This window comes from Pseudomonas sp. WOUb67 (assembly GCF_050058005.1).
Taxonomy (GTDB): domain Bacteria; phylum Pseudomonadota; class Gammaproteobacteria; order Pseudomonadales; family Pseudomonadaceae; genus Aquipseudomonas; species Aquipseudomonas putida_R.
In genome coordinates this window covers 1,488,376-1,505,455 of the sequence record NZ_CP170112.1, presented here as the reverse complement: position 1 = coordinate 1,505,455, position 17,080 = coordinate 1,488,376, and the positions used below count along the sequence as shown (strand labels likewise).

Sequence of the window (17,080 nt, the reverse complement as noted above, 5' to 3'; positions counted from 1 at the left end):
CATGAAAAAGGATTTCGACGAAGCGCGTGAAGCGCGCAAATGGAAGGTTTCGCTGGGTGCTTCGCTTGTGCTGACCTCTACGCTGGCTTGGGCCTATTGCCCGCCCCAGTATCAGGAAACCACCGTAGCGCCGGCATTCACTGCCGCCACCCAGTCACTCAACGGCCTGGTGTCCGGGGTGGATGCTTCGCTGTCGGCTCTGCTTGAAACCGAGAGCCAGCGCCTGACCTCGGCCATCGCGATCCTGACCAAGCAGAAAGCCCTGGCGGCAAACCAGATCGCAGAAGCAGGGCACAATGCCGCCCAGCAAACGGCGACGGGGCTCAAGGTGCTGGCCCAGACCCAGCGGGTCAAGCAGTCACGCTTCGACTACGGTGGCGAATTCGGCCAAGGCTATTCGCCTTGCTCGGTGTACGCGACGCGTACGCTGATCAGTGCCCGCGATGCCGACATGGGCACCGAGGTGCGCCAGCGGGTCAAGTCCGAGATCGTGGCTGCACCAGGCACCTACGCCGAGCCCATCAGCGCCCAGGCTGCACTGGTCAAGGCACGCAAGCAGTTCTGCACCCAGGACCAGACAGATTCAGGCATGTGCGAATCGGTCGGCTCGCTGCCGGGCGCCGACCTGACCGTGGCCACCTTGTTCGAACCCACCATGGAGAACGAGCCGCTGTATCAGGCGAAAGTCGGGTTCGTCAACAATGTGGCCGGCCTGCCGGACGGCCCGGTGCCGGCATCGGCGGGCAAATCCGCCGCCACCGAAGACTACGCGCTCTCCAAGGCCCGCAAGGATGCGCTGGTGTCGCCGGCACTTGCCAGCCTCAAGGCCATCCAGCTCGACTATTCCGGCGTGGAAGGCAAGGAAACAGGCACCGACCTGCCACTGGCCGTGCACTTTCGCACCGAGGTCAAGCGCTATTCGGGAAACACCCCTCAATATGACAGCTGGGCCCGGGTCATGTCCGCACAGAACGAACGAGGTGCGCTGGTCGAGATTTTGAAGATCAAGGCGCTGGACCTGGCCATCCAGGAAAAACAATACCGGCAGTACGAAAGCATGGAAGCCCAACTCGCTTCGCTGGTGTCCATGTCTGTAACGGCCGCGGGTGCGCAAACCCAGACCAGCCAGGCAGCGGCAAAGGCCGCCAGGCAGAACGTGCAGCAGAGCGTGCAGTGACGGAGCGCAAGGGATGAACAGAGTGATCTTGCGTGGCCTCGCCGGCCTGAGCCTGCTGACGTGTGCCCACGTCGCCATTGCGGACACCTGCATGGTGTCCCCCACCGACAAGGAAATTGTTTCCGGTCGTTTCGGCAAGTTCCGGGGCGGCGGCGCGGCCAACCATGGCTCGGCCAACCAGAAGGCGCACATGCACGATGGCCTGGACTTTTCCACCAGCGGTACATCGCAACCGGTGTACGCCACCACCGAGGGCAAGATCACCTTCGCTGGCTCTCGAAGGTCTGCGGGTAATGCGATACTGATCCAGCGGGCCAATGGCGATATCGTCGCCTACTACCACCTCAGCGGCTTCGCCAACGGCATCAAGCAGGGCGTCACGGTCAAGCCGGGGCAGCAGCTGGGCCTGTCAGGCAACACCCCCAGCACGAGCATGGCGAAACACTTGCACTTCACCTACGGCACCACGAAAAAAGACGACGCCAGGGCCAAGGCGTTCCAGGAAAATGCTCACCGGGGGCCCTTCAACCCGGCGCAGTTGCCTTCCCCCTTGGTCAAGCCGCAGGTTGACATTGGCTGGAAGACTGACCCGGCCCCCTATTTCTGCCAAACTTACGCCATTCAGGATGGTCATCCCGAGCATTACCCAATCCTCGGCAAGGACACCAAGGCGCAGCACCAGATCCTTTTCGGTAATGTACCTTCGGGCGGGGTTGCGCCAGACTCCACGGCTGAGCCTGTCCAGGTGGCAGCAGCCAACGCCGATGCAGCGCTGGCCGAAGCGGATGGCAAGACGCCCGCGATGTACTTGTCCGACGCTGATGGCTATGGTGCCTTGCCCACCGCTCCGATCGGTGGTTACGACACCATGTCGGTTTCAGAAATGCTGGCGACCGAAGCCTCCCGGCGCTTCAGCGATGCCGAATGGAACAACAGTATCACCCATGTTTCCAGCCGAGCCCTGTGGGTCGACTACAACCGGGCGGTCGGTGTCGGCAATTATTTGTCGGAAGCGATTTATCGCAAGAAGGAAAAAGTTGAAGCATTGCTTGCCGTTTACGCGTCGCAGAAATTGGCAGGTCAACGGATGCAGACCGACAGGGCCCAGCAGCGAGCCCAAAGAGGAGCTGTTTCCAGATCCATTGAATAACGCGGCGCCCACGAAAGGTAAACACAGATGGAACCCAAAGAACTCGATAAGCCTGATCAAGCCGTCGCTGATTCTGCTGCCGGGCAAACAGCCCGGCCAGGGCGGAGTTATGCAGGCATCCTGGTCCATCATGGCGCAGCACCCTATCAAAATGACCCTGCCAACCAGGGTAGCTATTACGTGACCCTGCAAACACCTGCCGGCCAACAGACCCTGTGGGGGGCAGGCCTCGAACAGGCCATGCGCGAAACCGCGCCTGCCGTCGGCAAACCCGTGCAACTGGATTACCAAGGGGGCGCCGAAGCAGGCAGCGCACAGTCGGCACAAGGTAGCTGGAGCGTGCATTCGATCGATGCGACTGCCCTGCAGGCCAGGCCGTCGCCAAGCGCTGCGCCAGATATCGACCCCAGCGCATTTGACGCCATCATGAAGGTTGCCGGAGAGGTGAAACCCAAAGGGTCCTCCCTCGACCCTGATGAAGTTCGGCGCATCAACGCAGCCCTTCTCGATACCAACGCGAGCAACGCTGCAGAACCACCCAGGCCCGCAGAACCCGCGGAGCAGGAGCCACAGCACCCGCGGGAAGCCAGCGGTGCCGAATCCCTGCTCAGGGGCGGTGCCGAGCTCGTAGGGGGCGTAGCCTCGCTCACCGGCGCCGCCATGCAGGGTATCGGCAAGGGCGCGAGCGCCCTGGCCAGCGCCCTGCGCCGGGACGGGCAAACTCAGGATGCACAGGTGCCCTCGGCGCAATCGGCCACAGCAGAAAAACACAGCACGTCGGTAGAGCCCGGCTCGGCGGACGAAATGATCGGACGCGTGCAGGTGTTGCCGCGCCTTTCCGAGTACCGGGTCGATCAGGTTGAAAAGGCCGCGAACAACTACGAGAAAGCCCACGCGGCCTTCTGGAACGCGGGGAATATGCCTCAGGTACGCGAGCAGATCGAAACCCGCGCCGAGCAAACCGGCCTGAGCGTTCCCGAAGTGATCGAGAAGATGAAACCCGACGGCGAATACACCGACCTGCACGAAAAATTCGTCGAGGCCGTAGGCGAGTCCGCCGACGCCCAGAACAGCAAAAAAGCCATGGACAAGGCCCTCACCGGCTGGGCCCGGCAGTATGGTCGCGCCCAGGAAGAACTGCTGAACCCGGAAACCGAAGACAACCCGCACTACGACAAACTGAAGAACCGGCTGGAAAGCTCCAGCGAAAGCATGCACCGCAATGCGGGCAACACGCCGGCTTTCGAGGGCGAAACGCAATCGCACCTGGAGCGCCTGAGAGATGTGATGCAGCGCATTGGCGAACGCCTGAAGGAAATGGTGCAAGGCATCGTCAGCCTGGTTCGCGGCAAGCCTTCGGGCCCTTCACAGGGCAATGACTTCACCCCTTGAGGCAGCCGTCCAGAACACCCGCCCGCAACTCAGCCGGTGCCCAGATGGAGCCATGAAGGCGCACGTAATTATCCAAGCAAGGAGAACGGAATGACCGAGTACAGCAGCTGGAAAGAAATCACCGCCACGCCGCAAGCCCACCTGGATTTCCTGCGCGTGATCGACGGCAAGCTGGAAGAAGGCCTGGGTGGCCGGAACCTGTATGAAAAGCTGTCCAAGGACATCACGGTGGAAGGCAAACCCTTTAGCCAGTCCTTCCACCTGAACAAACTCGAAGCCAGCTCGACCAACTGGGATACCGACGAGACGCCTGACCCGGTGAAGCTGGAAATCGTCGAGCTAACCTCCAGGATCAAGGAAGCCGACCCAGGCTACGACCTGGCCCACTTCATGGTCGGCTATGAGTACATGATCAGTGAGATGAAAGAGCGCGGCGTGGAAGTGAATGCCGGCCTGGACCACAGCGACCCTGTGCCAAAGAACCGCAGCGGCTCGGACTACGAGCCTGGCATGTGATGCCTGGAGGTGCCTGTGAAACCGACCCTGTCACTCATGCTGACATTCAGCGCGTTGGCACTGGCGGGCGCGGCCCATGCCCAGCAAGCCCCCGCAGCGGCCGAGGAGCAATGGCGCGAGCTACCGCGCAATACCACCATCTACGTGCCGGTACCCAAGCAGGTAACGCCGGTTTCGGCTTACCGTTCGTGCTCGAACCGCTACGAAGGCGAGCGTTGTGATTTCTCTACCCCTCGCCAGGGCGTGGTAGAAGGGACGTGCCAGGCACCGGAAATGCGCCAGCCGCCCGCCTATGGCTACGAGACGCAGCAATACCCCGCCCAGGTGCGCACTGCCCTGGTCTGTGTTCCTGTCGAGGACCCGGCTTCAGCAAACCCCGGCACGCCAGACGGCAACCCCGCCAACCCAGGCCACGAATCACCCTACCCGCCACCGGGGGCCCCGCCAACGGATCAGCCGAACCCATAGCCACCGGTGCAATGCCTGCAGGCGCGGTCTTGGGTGCGATGCAGCCGACCTCGGTTGGCGCATGTCATTCAAGGCGTCGGGGCAGAATCGTCAGCATCCGGGCGCGGCGCTGCCGGCTGCAGCATGCCCAGGATGAACCGCTGCATTTCCGGCAGCTGTTTGCCGAACGCCTCATCCAGTTCCGGGGCTAGCTGTATGTCTCCCTCGCGCAAACCCAGCTCGACCTCCTGCTGATAGCGCGCCACGAAACGCTCACGTATCAAATGCGCATCAGGTGTGTCCTCGCCAACCAGCTCTTCCAGCACCCCCTGCGCCGCATGCGCGAAAACCAGGGTTCGGTGGTACTGCTGCGTCTTCAGGCCGGACTGGGCAAAGGTGGACTGGAACTGCGTCTCCATCGCTTCAATGGTGGCGTGCAGCAACCGGTTGGCCTCCCTGAGCGCGACGACCTCCTCGGCGAGGCCTGACTCGCGCTCACCCTGGCCTGCCGGTGTGCGGACCGCTTGCGCCATCTGTGACATCTGCCCGTGCATCAGCTGGATCAGTTCGCGCAGACGCTCCGTTTCGCCCCTGAGCTGCACGGTTTCTTCAAAATACTGCCGAACATACCCACGCAGTGGCTCCATCTTTTCGTTTGCACGCGCCACGCCGGCATTCCAGCCTTCCGAATAGCCTTGGGAGCGACCTTTCCTGAAGCCCTCCTGGCGGCCACGCCCCCTGCCTTCCTGGTAGCCCTCCTGATAGCCCTCCTGCCGCCCTTCCTGCCGCCCCTGGTCGCGGCCTACATGGAGGTTGGCAATGGCCTGCTGAACAGAGCCGTTGTAGCCGCCATCCAGGCTCATGTTGCCCTTGCGTGCAGCCCAGTTATCGTCCATCTCGCCGTCTCCCCTGATCGGCGCGGCCCCGGAACATGCGCCGCTAGATTCTGGTGAATGCCAAACCCGATACTGTCGACCGGGTTCAACCCGTGGTCTTGACCTCGCTCCCAGCTGCTTGCTGGGCGTCGGCCTGAGGCAAGGCAAAGCTGGCCAGCCGATGCAGCGCAACCGCTACCCAATCGCCACCGAAATGCTTGTCCTCCAGCACCGACTTCAGCGCCAGGATCGGTACACAGTGCCTTGCCTGGCCTTGGACATAAAAAGCAGCCACCCATTCGGGCAGCAAGTGTTTTATATCTTCGTGGGTTTCCACGCTGAACACCAACGCAAGCATACCAGGCAGGGTTTTGACTTCCCGGCTGGGCAGCGCATCAGCCAGCCAGAAGGCCACCTCGCCAAGCTGGCCGGCCTGGATCGGCAACAGGGCAACGACCTTGTGCCCGTCATGATCAACGACAATGCCCGGCTCAAGATCGAGCATTTGCGCGCCATAGCCGATCGTTGCCTGGCGAATGGGCAGCGACTTGAGGAAATGCTCCAGCAGCGTGTACATCTCGAAAGCTGCCGGAATGTCCTTCTGGATGGCCGGTGCACTCTTGGCCATCACGCTGACGAAGCCGCCCCCCGCCTGGGCGAGAACATCCCCACTGATGGCCTGCGCCACGAAAGCCTCAAGTTCATACAACGAATACATGGTCCCACTCCCGCGCAACGGCTCGACTAGACTGAACTTCAACCTGCTGCCAGGTCCAAAACCTCAGTCGTTCGTGTTTTGTATGTTTGCAGCCCAAACTTCAAGGATGTACCAATGACCCATCAGTTTCACTGTGCATTTCATCCCGCACCGGGCAATGACGGTGGCGTGCTGAACATCGGTCCCGCCGCAGTCAGCATCGACTTGGAAAACCTCTGCCTGTTTGCCAATGTGGTCGGGCAGATCGAAAAGCGACGGGCCACCGGCGCAGACAGGTCGGAGATCCTCGGCGAGTGGGTGGGCAATGAAGACATCGACTGGGCGCATATCGGCTTTCACCCCTGCCGCGAGAGCTACAGCCTGCGTTACAACGGGGTAGCCTGGGAGGCGCCTGCCGACGCCACCATCGCTGCCGCCGCCGAGGCACGCTTGTTCCTCGACAACATGCGCCTGCAGGCCTGACCCGACGGCGCGGCCCTTGCCGCTTAGCGTGCGAGGGCCGTGCTCGCCTGGTACTGACCGAAAAACTCGAACTCAACCCGGCGATTGGCTGCACGGCCACCGGGGGTGTCATTCGCGGCGATGTAGTCGCCCTCCTGCCCCTCGGCGCTGATTTTCGCCGCTGCCACGCCCCGCCGAACCAGGTACATCTTCGCCGCCTGCGCCCTTAGCAAGGCGACCCGGCGATTCGCATCCACCGTGCCCACATTGTCGGTAAAGCCGACGATCTTCACCTGCAGCGCGTCCTGCGCCGAGCGCACCAGCACATCGCCATCCTCGGCGCTGGGGCTGAAGCGTGAGTGGCCGAAGGCAAAATTGAGCGTCATGTGGTTGATCGAAGACTGGATCTGCTCCTGCCTCGCCCTGATTGCCAAAAGCTCCTGGCGGCTGCCATTGGCGTCGGCTTCGGCTGCGGCCAGCCGAACCCGCAAGCTCTGGATCTCGCTGTTCAGCGCGTTGATGGTCTGCTGCATTTGTGCGGTGTTTTGCCCTGGCGCCGAGGGTGCTACATAGGGCACCGTCGCGGCGGGGCTTTCCACCAGCTCGAACCCGGCGAAAGCCTTCGGTGCAAGTGCCACCGAGAAGGCGGCCATTACCAGCGGCAGCAACCTGCGAGGGGTGAAAACGGGGGTGCTCATACATCTCTCCAATATCGCAGGATCACGAAAACGATGGCCGACCAGGCATACCCCAGCAGCAATACAAGGATGCCTGCCAGGAAATAGGTACGCAGCGGGTCCATTGCATCCTGACCCAGCGGCTGAAGCCCGGGAACCAGCGTGGCCGGAAACCAGGCGAACAGCAGCCCCACCAGCGGTGCCAGCCAGAGGCCAAGGCGCAGTCGGCGATGGTCGCGCTCACGCGTCCACCATGCATACCAGCTCAGGCTGAGCAGGTAGGCAGGCAGCAACATGACGCTCAGCAACAGTGCTGAATAGGACAGTGCGGCGGCGTAGAAGCGCGGTGACCCCTGGGCCATTTCACCCATCAGGGTTGCAACCACCGCGATGGCGAAAGCGACCAACGCTACCAGCAGGGGCACCGAAAGCAGCCACAGGGCTGCGCGACGATCGCCCACTGCCCTGAAGCCCGGCGCCACGGCAAGGGGAGGTACTGCGTAGGACATGCCTGGAAACTCCTTGTAAGGGTCGACCGCGCGGCCAGGTTCAGGTCAACCCTCGCTGCGCTTTAGCCAACGTCCAACACCCTGTCATTTGTCAAAACGACTTGTTAGAAAAATGTTGATATTGATGGTGAGTATGAATTTGAAGGCTTTTGCCGTCAAGGTTTGAGTCTTCGCCACGCACGCCGACTCACTTGACCGGGCGCACAGCGTAGCGCACACTCAAGGCATGCAAAAAACGTTTTTCTAACAACCTTAATTGATAGAATTCTGTCACCCAGAAGGATCTGACGCATGAAAGCCCTGCAACTCGCCCTGCCTCTGTTGGTTTCGCTCGCTTGCACGCCGGCATACGCCGCGAAGATCGATCAGGCCGAAGCCAATGCACGCATCACTCAGGCCCTGACCTGCAAGCGCAACGTTTCCCCTGAGCAATTCGAGGCGCTGGTCAAGGCCGCCAACGGCAAGGCCATCGTGCAGGCCTCGGACCTGTCCGACGGCGAGTACACCGTGCCGAACCCGCTCGACGTTTTCGGCCGCGCCGTGACCAAGCTTTCAATGCACCCAGGCTCCAATGGCGAAGGTGACTTCGACACCTACTCCGGGGCATTCACCGGCGAAAGTATCCAGGCGGTGGCCAAGCTGGCCGACATTCCCCAGAACGAGTTTGGCCAGTACAAGAAAGAAGTCGGTAACCACGACCTGTGGCTGTATGAGGATGGCAACGATACCTACATCAGCTGCTCGTACGACATGCGTACCGTGGTGAAGACCATCAAGAGCACAGCCCGCAAGGCAGCGGACGCAGTGCAGCGCGCCACGCAGTAACGCCACGCGAGCGTGTAAGGGCTGAAGGGAGTCACGCCATGAGCTTCAGGACACTGGCTGCAAAGTTTCTGGAAACGGTCAAGGACGACCTGGGCATCCCTGCCCGTTTACGCCGGGTCATCGCCGACACCCCCACCTTGCGCATGCGGGTGGATGACACCGCCGCCGTCATCGCCTCATCGAGCGTGGTGCGCTGGCATGAGTGGTCACAGCGTATCGGTTTCGGCCAAGGCAGCGAACAGGACGGTGAAGTCAGGGGCTGGCGCGCAAGCGACGGCCACTACCAGAGCGAACATCGGCAGATCACCGCACTGGCGCGGCTGGGCAAGACCGAAACCCTGCATGAATTTACCTGTGACATCCGTGATGTAACCGGCCTGTCCGCCTCCAAATCCGAGCTGTACAGGTTTTTCTCCCTGCAGCAGATGGCAGAGCAGGCCTGCCAGGCATTCACTCGCGACTTGAGCCAGGAGGGGCTTGCGCAGAACTTGCGCTGGCCGGAGATCGGCATCGTGCATGGCGGCAACGACTTCATGGTGCGCTACGACTGGGATGATGGCCTGTACCTGGCCAACAGCGGCGGCTCGCACCACTTCGTCGCCGCCCGGCATATCGCCACGCAGTTGCAACAGCCGGTTGCGCTACAGGGTCGCCTGGTGCGCAACGGCCTTGATGCCGAGGCCGCCTCGCAACTGAACGAGGCGTACGCCGTCTATGCCGTGAACAAGGACGTGTTCTTCACTGAGGCACTCGATGCCTTGCGTGACTTCAAGGCCACTCACTATTGGGGCGACCTGCCGCAGCCGTACGACAAGGGTATGGCGCTCTTCCTGCCCAGAGAGGAAGCACGCTCACGCAAGGTGGCGCAAATCTTCGCCAGCGAAGGCTTTACCAATGTCGGTGAAATGCTGATTGAACTGGCGTCGCCGGATGCGGCTGCGCAGCGCCGGGCGCGCCAGGAAAAGATGCGCGCGCGCATTGAGGCCCTGCCAGGGCTGGAAGCAAAAGCCGGCGTGGCACACCTCTTCGGCAAACACGCGGCAGCGGCCCTGCACGACGAGCTGGCGACACAAGTGGACTGGCAAACCGTGGAGCAGGCCACCCTGGATGAAGCCTTCGGCGTGCACCAGCTCGACGCCCAAAGTGTGTACGAAGCACTCGCCCAACATAGCCCCGGCGCCGTTGCCAGGCATTCACTGCAAACACTGCGCGCCACAGTCGATGGCTACGCGGCGCTTCATGAGCGCCAACTGGCCAACCTTTCTACGCCTGACGCACCAAGCCCCGACTGACTGCGGGGCAAGCGTCGCCTTCTCAGTCAGCGCAATACTGCCCAGCCAGTTGATGAATACGGGCAGCGGATTGCTCCTGGGCACTGGCCTGCTCGCAAGCCCACAGCAGGGTTGCCTCATCAGCAGCACCGCCAGCCCCGGCAGCCTTCTGTGCCACAAACCACAGCGCACGCATTACGAACAGCGGGTCAGCATTCAGCCGCGGATCCCCGGCTGCCTGCAGGTGACCGACCAGCGCCTGGGTCGCGCTGGCCAAGCCCTTGTCTTGACTGAACTGGACCAAGGTACCCAGTGCCTGCGGATTCATTGAAGGATGAATCGTCAGCGGCGTGCAGCGCTCGGCATCGAGCAAATCCCAAAACGTCACGCCGTCCTTGCAGACCATACCCACACGGCGACCACCCGCCATGTCATCAACCTCGATGAAGCTGCCTGGCTGGTATTTGTGGATTTTCATCTTCTAACCCTTACCGATTGACTGGCCGACCCTCGCCGGCAACAGGTGCATTCTAAGCAAGCAGGTTGCAAAAAGCGTTACTGCAGTGTTTGCCATCGCCCGTATTGCGTAACAGCCTTGACTCACTCAGGGCTCTGGGGCCTCCCAGGTAACGGTTCGCTGCTGCTCGGGCACAACAGGGCAGTCAACCATGGCACGAACCCGTGGCCTGCCATCTGCCCCGGCAATTTCGTACTCGTCCTTCAAGCTGCCTTCCGGCCGTTCGACAATCCATTGCGCAACCTGAGTGAGACCATCGCGAATGAACCCCGCCTGCGCACCCGGCGCCACGTCCTGTATGTCTATCGCGACCAGGAATCCGCGCTCACCCGCGAATGTCGGCGCCTCATGCACAGCCTCCAGGCTGCCCACCACATTGCCATTGGTATCATGGAGCGCGATCGGGTCATCGACACTCAGCGATCCTCGATTGCGGGTGAAATCACCGGCATCGGCAACAATGCGGGCGGCCTCGTAGCCAAAGCCCAGGTCAGCGAAGGCAGAAGAACCTTCGGGGTCGACCCGAAGCACTGCATACTTCGCCGACGCGCTCGCGCCGGGCACGGGAACTTCCTTCAGGGCCAGACGCTGGATATGTTCGACCTCAGGCTTTGAGCCCGCGAGCAATGACGAGAGCTCTGCCACTTGCTTGCGCGACTCGGCAGCATTGGCATCAAAGTCGTCACCGATCAGCGCCATGGTGCTAGCCATGCTTTCTGAAGGGTTATCCGGCAGGGACGAAGGGTTGCTGACCTTGCTGTTCCACCCTGCCAACGTCTGCCCCACATGCCTGCCTATTTGCTGGATGAGAGGAGCAGCGAGCGTGCGATCATTTTCGAAAATGACTTTACGACCGGCCACTGGATGGTCGAATGGTTTTTGTTGCCATGCCAGAAACCCGATCGCGGTTTCCCACCCGATAAAATTCCATGTGCCGCTCTCAGCAGGAAACGGCCGGTTATTGATACGGGTGTAAGACCCATCCGCTTCCCGCTTGAATGCTTCATTACCCTTGAGCAACCGAGAGTCAATCAAAGCATCCTGCAAGCGCTCAGGGTCTTTTATCAATGCATTGTATTGCTCGATACGTTCGAGCTCTTTGGCCGGAAAAGCCCCCAACTCCACGCCTGCCGACTTGAGGCGGTCATACATGAATGCCAGCGGGCCAGCGGCCAGCAAGTCATTACGATAGCCACCCCCCACCTGCGAATGGGCCCCTGCAAACTTGACCTCTTCGATGCGCGAGTTGTCGTCATTGCGCAGCGCGCTGGTCAGGGGGAATGTCGCACGGTATTCATGCATCGCCACCAGGTGTGTGGTGGACCTGACGTTCTTGCTGATCTCCAGGTTTTTCCTGACGTGGCTTTCAGTAGTAGGAATGCCGTACGAGGCAACCGTGTCAAAAATGGCAAGCTTGTTGATTTCAGCCTGGCCAGGCGGGATCAGGTAATCGTCCGTGGCCTTCCACTGGCTGTCGAGCCTGGGCACGCCACGGTCGATCACCTCGTTGGTAAAAGCACGGGCCTGCGCCGCCCCTCGACTGAAGCCGATCACATTCAATTCAATGTTCAGATCAGGGTTCTTGTTGCAGAACGTGACGAAGGCATCATAGGCCTGCTCGATCCGGTTCTGGCTGCCGCGCCCTGTACCTCGCTCGATCAAGGCGATTGGCGTATTACCCTTCTGGCTCCCCACCCCATCAAGATAAATTTTCTCCGACTGACCAGTAAGGCCGCCAGGGCCATACGTGCCGGGCGCCGCGCTGGAGTTGAAGGCAAGGTTGGTACCGTGTGCGGTGTCGTATTCATAAAGCCTGGCCACATTGGTATGGCCACCGAGCGGCGTATCCCTGTCCTTGTTGTTATCGGTGCCATCCATGTAGACACTAAAATAAACTGTATTATTCACTTCATATCCCTATGAACAAACTGCCGACATCAGCCTTGATTCAACTTCAGAATATGCGTCTTTATGGCCTGCCCGGCTGCATCGACAAGGCTCAGGTAGAACGCCTTGCCCAGGCCGAGCAACGGTGATCCCTTCAAAGATTCAGCCGTCGCCTTCAGGGTGATGACGCCGAATTGCTCTGCGATGATCTCGATGCTGCGCTGGCGCTTCCCAGGCTGGTCATAGGGCTTTTGATACCACGTGGCAATCTGGTACTGGGCGTCCTCTCTTTCGAGTGCCGCGTACAAGTGCTGGGCCAGCGCAATCACCGTTTCACGAATCAGCCCAGGGTCGATATCGTGGTTTTCCAGCAATGCCTCGAACGGGGCATTGGCTACCGCCAGAAGCTCTCCGATGGTGTAGCCCGCCATCGGCGGAAACACACCAGGCGGCAACTCGACGGCTGGGCCATACCCTTCATTTGAACTGTCTTCGTCGTGCATAAAAACATCCTTGCGCGAAATGTGGAAAAGCGCTTGCGACCTGTTGATATTGTCCAATACCTGGCCAAACACCGAACAACACGTTCCGGTTACTTACTGCAATCGCAGCACAGCAGCATGGTAGAGCAGGCTCAGATCCTGCCTGGCATTCAGCACTTCACTGTGAAAAACCGCAGACACAAACGGCGCCACCCTGAAAAAGTCCGGCAGCACCTGCGGAGGGCTTGCATGGATCGGAAAGATCGGGTTGGCCGGTGCTGCCAGCTGGAACTGATAACCAAACCCGCCCAACCCGGCGCGCTCGGACAGCGCCTGGGCAATGCACAGCACGGCAACCAGCCCGATTTCCGCCACGTCGTCCGCGTAGAGTTCACCACCATCGTAGATAAACTGCTCACCACGCACGATGGCCTGGTCTGCCAGGCCGGTCAGAAGCCGTCGAAGCTGCTCTTCCAGTTGATTGTCATCCATGCCAAGCCTCCGCCAAGCGATCCGAGTCAGGTATCAAGATACGCACACGATTGCGCGTTACCGTCCAAGACAACCTGGGGCGGGTAAAATTCCGCCCACACTGGCAAATTGCCAGACCATTGTTCCAGCCGTTCAGCGCCAAGCCATGTGCGGCATGACAGCGCTGTTGTTCACCGGCCTTCGTCATCGCCGTCTTTGCCGCCTGCCGAGTTGCTTCCGGCTGGAAGCGCAGCGTCGTTGAACGCGTGATTCTGGCTCGCAGAATTCTCTGCACCCCCATCTGACGAGGCTGGCTGCTCCTGGGCCGTGTCGCTACCGGCAGGTGCCCCCCCACCTTTCAGCGAGGCCTTGAACGCGTCGATTCGGGCGTCTGCACCTTCATGGTAGGCCGCCTTGCCTTCCGACATCGCTGTCGAAAAGGCTTGCTTGTAATCGGTCCCGGCGGCACTTGCAGTAGCGGCTAAACCCGCACCTGCAGACAGCGCGCCAGCCGATACAGCGTCACGCAACCGGCCACCCAGGGACGCGGAACGAGAGTTACGCATAGACTCCACGCCAGACCGCCCCGCAGACAATGCTGCACTGCCCGCGCCACGCATGGCCCTGCCTGTTGCAGCGGTACCCCCGGCGACCGCACGCCCGAGGGCGACACCAGCCGCTTCGCTGCGCTTCTCGCCGAGGGTGCGATTGTCAGTCGAGGCAGTCTCACCCTTGGCACCGCTGCCCTGGCTTGCACCGCCCGCACCCTGACCGTTCGCGCTGAGCAGCGGCGTCTTGCCCCCGGGCCCACCGCGCGGCCCACCCCCTCTCGGCCCACCACCCTCGGGGCCGCCATCAGGAGAGTTGCCATCCGGGGGTGTCAGTCTCTTCTGTCCCCCGCCCAGGCGCATGCCCGAGCCACTACCTTGCACCTTCGAGCCCACAGAGGCGACGCCACCACGCATTTCTGCGGTTGCGCTCGTTTCACCCATGCTGCCGAGGCCGCCGCCGATCCACCTCAGCACCTCGTCAGGCAAGGTCTGAGGCAGACCGAAGATCATGTACAGCACGGGCAGAAGTGTCAGGCCGAACACCATGAACCACCAGGCAAAGGTCAGGAACTCGGCAATGACCCCAACGCCACCGCTCGAAGACACCACCGCCCCCCGCATGGCGAAGAAGCCCTGCGCTATGTAGTCGATCACAGGGTCGGATACCAATATCGCGGCAAACAACCCCAGAACGGCCAGTGCCGGGCGAGCGAACAGCGACAGCAGCAACAGGTAGCCCTGGGTTTGCGAACCCACGAACGTCCGGTCCGGGGTCATGTGCATCACGGCCCATAGCGGGGCAGCAATGATGGATTGCAGCACGGCGAGCACCCAACCGACGAACACGATCATGAACAGCGTATAGGGCAAGCTGGGAAGGAATACGCCAAAGTAGAAGGCCAGAGGTTCGATATAGCTTGCCAGCAGCGCAAGCTGCTTGACTGGCACCTCCATGACCCAGTCCCACAGCGGGATGACAATCTTGTCGAGATCCAGCCCGTTCCCCAGCGCCTTGACCGAGGAAATAGTACCGGCCAGCACCCGTACCGTCGTCGCGGCACTCTTGATGGCAACATCGGCGAGCAGTATGCCGCCGCGGGCAACACTGAGATAATCACCCACGCACTTCATGCGGTTGAGCGAGCCGCCCATCTGCCCCGCCGTGCCACACAGTGGCGTCTGCCCGTTACTGCCCGCACCCGTGGCAAGCTCGACCACGTTCTGCATCATGCCGTTGACGAACGAGGACATCTTGCTGTCCATGTCCGCCCTCAATGACCCTACGTTGATATTGCTTTGCGGGTCCTTGGGGATGAGGCTCGCCAGATCATCAGCCTTGGCGGCCTTTGCACCGGTGTACGCCTCTTTCTCTTCAGCCTTCTTGTCGATTGCCTCAGTCACAGTGGTGAGGCTGTTGCTGAGCAACGAGAAACGCGCATCCGACGGCAGCCCCGCAAGGGATGGCGCCCCCACCGAGCCCACCGGTTCGGCAAGCACGTTGGCTATCTGCCCTCGCACCATGCCGACTCGCTGGAACCAGCCTCCAGCCGCAGCCCAGCCATCTTTCGTGAGCGTATCCAGAAAGTCCTTCAAGCCACCGTCAACGTCGCCCTGGCCGTCAGTGACCTCCTTGACGAGGTTCGTCGCAATCTGGTCTTCCTGCGTCTTGACAATGGTATTGAAACGGTTTGAATCGACCTTGTCCCATCCAGGATCATTGATGGTCGCTGGCCATGAGTTGACCCACTTGTCCAGCTCGCCCATCAACTTGCCGGCCGCTTTCACTTTCGCAAGTTGAGTTTGTTCATGCACCTTCTCCAGCGCTTGGGGAATGGGGTCGTCCTTGGCCTGTGCCGCGTAGGTAGACAGCTTCACGGTACCGCAGAACGGCTCACCACCGCCCAGGTTGGTTACCGCATTGCGATCCTTGAGGAAAAACGTGTATTCGGTACGCCCATCGACCAACGTCTGCTTGTCGTAGACCTGCTCGACCTCCCCGTTACCCAGGCTCGTGCTCTTGGACTGGACAGCGGGCTGGCTGCCAGACCCACTGTTGGCGTAGATGGCGTTTGCCGCCCTGGCGCAGTAGGAAACAGCAACGTATTGCCGCGCAAAGTCACGCAAGCCGTAGAAGTTACCCGCCTGGTTGACACCTTGAACGATCCCGTCCGATGACAGCACGCCAATCGCCATGCCGGCCTTGTAGGTGCCGTTGGCAAAGCCGATGCCCCAGAGGGCGAACATCAGGACGATCAACTGGATGAACGAGTAGCCGCTGGTAGTCGGCAGCAATACGGCACCGCCTGCCACGATCCGCACCGGCGTCCACAAGGACGACCAACTCTTGCCCATTGCCTCCCCGTCGTTGGCCGTGTTGGTTACGCCCATCACTGCCACATACGAGACGATCAGCGAGCCGATGATCAGGATGCCGCTGTTGAAGAAGCTGAACATGGTGGCAAGGATGTTCGCACCGGCTTCCACAGCGTTAGGGTCAGTACCTGCGACCAGGCTATCGATCACTGGCCCGAAAATTCTGCCCAGCATCTGGACCGACTGATCGGAGCAGTTGCTGGGGTCGCTGCACGGTGAAAACGGCATTTGAGCCATTGTGAATACCTACCTGAATCGAGTTGCGGACGGTTGATCTGAATCGTTCGCGACGAATTCCCTTGGAATGCTCCGTCGTCCTTGAAGCGGGTTGTCATCCAACCCGGCAAGCCACAGGGCACAGGCATGCCTGCGAGCCCTGGCCCTGGCGCTACCCGTGCAGCATCACTGTCAGGATAGCGAAAGCGCGGTAATCTTAAACCAGAAATCGTCTAATTATCAAAATATTGTTATGAAAGAAAACTAACAAGCGCTGATGACAGGATGCTAGCTACCTGAAAATGCGGATGGCGGTACCCGACGGGCAGAAAATGTAAAGTCGTGTAAATATTGGCATTTAGCCATCAAAGGATGGATAAACTACCGAATTAGCGTGATAACCTTCGCAATATGCGGAAAACACCTGCTGTGTAGTGGATCATTCTTCAGATACTGCTTTCATAGGTTTGGCAGACGGTTTTCAGGCGCCAAAAGGACGACATCGCGCATTTTTTGCCAAATACCGCACTGAATGGCGTCGTTGCGCTACACGTGCAGAAGCAGGGTCGAGACGGCGCCAAAAAC

General features: G+C 60.6%; 17 protein-coding genes. 8 read left to right on the top strand and 9 right to left on the bottom strand.

Going from position 1 to position 17,080, the window contains the following annotated elements:
* Position 1: 1 nt before the first annotated feature.
* The 5 genes from ABOC32_RS06715 (at position 2) to ABOC32_RS06695 (ending at position 4,703) form a co-directional block, all read left to right on the top strand.
* A complete protein-coding gene (locus tag ABOC32_RS06715; protein WP_426810510.1) occupies positions 2–1,177 on the top strand; it encodes a hypothetical protein in 1,176 nt (391 codons plus the stop codon).
* A gap of 13 nt (positions 1,178–1,190) precedes the next feature.
* Positions 1,191–2,327 carry a M23 family metallopeptidase gene (locus tag ABOC32_RS06710; RefSeq protein ID WP_426810509.1) on the top strand — a complete coding sequence of 379 codons (1,137 nt, stop codon included), beginning with the start codon at positions 1,191–1,193 and terminating at the stop codon, positions 2,325–2,327.
* Between the two features lie 27 nt (positions 2,328–2,354).
* On the top strand, positions 2,355–3,719 hold the full coding sequence (locus ABOC32_RS06705; RefSeq protein WP_426810508.1) for a hypothetical protein: 1,365 nt from the start codon (positions 2,355–2,357) through the stop codon (positions 3,717–3,719).
* A gap of 90 nt (positions 3,720–3,809) precedes the next feature.
* Positions 3,810–4,235 carry a hypothetical protein gene (locus ABOC32_RS06700; RefSeq protein ID WP_426810507.1) on the top strand — a complete coding sequence of 142 codons (426 nt, stop codon included), beginning with the start codon at positions 3,810–3,812 and terminating at the stop codon, positions 4,233–4,235.
* A gap of 15 nt (positions 4,236–4,250) precedes the next feature.
* On the top strand, positions 4,251–4,703 hold the full coding sequence (locus tag ABOC32_RS06695) for a hypothetical protein (protein WP_426810506.1): 453 nt from the start codon (positions 4,251–4,253) through the stop codon (positions 4,701–4,703).
* Between the two features lie 68 nt (positions 4,704–4,771).
* Here the strand turns inward: ABOC32_RS06695 and ABOC32_RS06690 are convergent, their stop codons facing one another.
* On the bottom strand, positions 4,772–5,578 hold the full coding sequence (locus tag ABOC32_RS06690) for a hypothetical protein (RefSeq protein WP_426810505.1): 807 nt from the start codon (positions 5,576–5,578) through the stop codon (positions 4,772–4,774).
* A gap of 85 nt (positions 5,579–5,663) precedes the next feature.
* The gene (locus tag ABOC32_RS06685; protein ID WP_426810504.1) at positions 5,664–6,275 is read right to left on the bottom strand and encodes a hypothetical protein; all 612 of its coding nucleotides are present in this window, start codon (positions 6,273–6,275) and stop codon (positions 5,664–5,666) included.
* A gap of 114 nt (positions 6,276–6,389) precedes the next feature.
* On the opposite strand from ABOC32_RS06685, the gene ABOC32_RS06680 reads away from it, so the two are divergent.
* Positions 6,390–6,737, top strand: a complete 348-nt coding sequence (locus ABOC32_RS06680) for a hypothetical protein (RefSeq protein WP_426810503.1) — start codon at positions 6,390–6,392, stop codon at positions 6,735–6,737.
* 23 nt (positions 6,738–6,760) lie between these two features.
* Here the strand turns inward: ABOC32_RS06680 and ABOC32_RS06675 are convergent, their stop codons facing one another.
* Both ABOC32_RS06675 and ABOC32_RS06670 read right to left on the bottom strand, forming a co-directional pair.
* Entirely contained in the window at positions 6,761–7,414 is a 654-nt protein-coding gene (locus ABOC32_RS06675; protein WP_426810502.1) for an OmpA family protein, read from the bottom strand.
* The gene (locus tag ABOC32_RS06670) at positions 7,411–7,902 is read right to left on the bottom strand and encodes a hypothetical protein (protein WP_426810501.1); all 492 of its coding nucleotides are present in this window, start codon (positions 7,900–7,902) and stop codon (positions 7,411–7,413) included. Before ABOC32_RS06670 ends, ABOC32_RS06675 begins: the two co-directional genes overlap by 4 nt.
* A gap of 291 nt (positions 7,903–8,193) precedes the next feature.
* On the opposite strand from ABOC32_RS06670, the gene ABOC32_RS06665 reads away from it, so the two are divergent.
* Positions 8,194–8,727 (top strand): hypothetical protein, encoded by a 534-nt coding sequence (locus ABOC32_RS06665; RefSeq protein ID WP_426810500.1) that lies wholly within the window; start codon positions 8,194–8,196, stop codon positions 8,725–8,727.
* 38 nt (positions 8,728–8,765) lie between these two features.
* Entirely contained in the window at positions 8,766–10,019 is a 1,254-nt protein-coding gene (locus ABOC32_RS06660) for a DUF6685 family protein (protein ID WP_426810499.1), read from the top strand.
* Positions 10,020–10,041: 22 nt separating this feature from the next.
* Here the strand turns inward: ABOC32_RS06660 and ABOC32_RS06655 are convergent, their stop codons facing one another.
* The 5 genes from ABOC32_RS06655 to ABOC32_RS06635 form a co-directional block, all read right to left on the bottom strand.
* Positions 10,042–10,476, bottom strand: a complete 435-nt coding sequence (locus tag ABOC32_RS06655; protein ID WP_426810498.1) for a hypothetical protein — start codon at positions 10,474–10,476, stop codon at positions 10,042–10,044.
* Positions 10,477–10,602: 126 nt separating this feature from the next.
* Positions 10,603–12,393 carry a phospholipase effector Tle1 domain-containing protein gene (locus tag ABOC32_RS06650; protein WP_426810497.1) on the bottom strand — a complete coding sequence of 597 codons (1,791 nt, stop codon included), beginning with the start codon at positions 12,391–12,393 and terminating at the stop codon, positions 10,603–10,605.
* Positions 12,394–12,452: 59 nt separating this feature from the next.
* Entirely contained in the window at positions 12,453–12,905 is a 453-nt protein-coding gene (locus ABOC32_RS06645) for a hypothetical protein (RefSeq protein WP_426810496.1), read from the bottom strand.
* Positions 12,906–12,998: 93 nt separating this feature from the next.
* Positions 12,999–13,376, bottom strand: coding sequence for a hypothetical protein (locus tag ABOC32_RS06640; protein ID WP_426810495.1), 378 nt, complete (start codon positions 13,374–13,376; stop codon positions 12,999–13,001).
* A gap of 170 nt (positions 13,377–13,546) precedes the next feature.
* A complete protein-coding gene (locus ABOC32_RS06635) occupies positions 13,547–16,516 on the bottom strand; it encodes a DotA/TraY family protein (protein WP_426810494.1) in 2,970 nt (989 codons plus the stop codon).
* Positions 16,517–17,080 lie beyond the last annotated feature (564 nt).